This window comes from Streptomyces sp. NPDC058291, assembly GCF_042880855.1.
Lineage (GTDB): Bacteria > Actinomycetota > Actinomycetes > Streptomycetales > Streptomycetaceae > Streptomyces.
On sequence record NZ_JBHVYK010000183.1, the window covers coordinates 1 to 1,048 of the forward strand.

The following is a 1,048-nucleotide window of genomic DNA, read 5'->3' on the forward strand; positions in this document are numbered from 1 at the left end:
AACAAATTGTAGGGGAAACCCCCGCACCTCTTGGTGCGGGGGTTTTCTGCGTTCCCGGTTATTGCGGCGTCTTCTGTTTGGCTATCGGGCTCTCTTTTCGGAGAGCCCATTTTTTATAGGCGGCCTGCTGCTTTCAGCGCCAGGTATGCGTCTGCGAGCGCGGGGGCGAGGTCGTCGGGGGTCGCGTCGACCACGGTGACGCCGTGCCGGCGGAGTTGTTCGGCGGTGCGGTGACGTTCGGTTTGCGCCTGGGCTGCTGCTGCGGCTTCGTAGACCGCGTCTGCGTTGCCGCGGGAAGCGGCCATGCGGGCGATGCGTGGGTCGGCGACCGATGCCACCAGGACCGTGTGGCGCTGGGTGAGCTGAGGGAGGACGGGGAGCAGGCCTTCTTCGACCGGGGCGGCGTCGAGTGTCGTCATCAGGACGATGAGGGAACGTCGGCGGGCTGTGCGCAGAGCGGCGGCGGCGAGTCCACGGGCGTTCGTCTCGACCAGCTCGGGCTCGAGGGTCGCCATGGCGTCGACGAGGGACGGGAGGACGTCGCGTGCTGTGCGGCCCTGGACCAGGGCACGTACTCGGCGGTCGTAGGCGAGGAGGTCGACCCGGTCGCCGGCGCGGGAGGCGAGGGCGGCGAGGAGGAGGGCCGCGTCCATGGAGGCGTCGAGGCGGGGTGCGTCGTCGACACGGCCTGCGGAGGTACGGCCGGTGTCGAGGATCAGGAGGATGTGCCGGTCGCGTTCGGGGCGCCATGTGCGGACGGCGACCGTTGAGTGGCGTGCGGTGGCTCGCCAGTCGATGGAGCGGGTGTCGTCGCCGGGGACGTAGGCGCGCAGGCTGTCGAACTCCGTGCCCTCGCCGCGGGTCAGGGCGCTGGTGCGGCCGTCGAGTTCGCGCAGGCGGGCCAGCTTCGACGGGAGGTGCTTGCGGCTGGTGAAGGGCGGCAGGACGCGCACCGTCCAGGGGACTCGGTGGGCGCCTTGGCGGGAGAGGAGGCCGAGGGGGCCGTAGGAGCGGATCGTGACGCGGTCGGTTCGGTGGTCGCCTCGGC

Annotated in this window: 1 protein-coding gene; it reads right to left on the reverse strand. The window is 70.7% G+C overall.

The features are described from left to right. Positions 1–113: 113 nt before the first annotated feature. Positions 114–1,048 (reverse strand): DUF58 domain-containing protein (locus ACFVYK_RS37980; protein ID WP_389781297.1); only part of this gene is annotated, 935 nt, incomplete at its 5' end.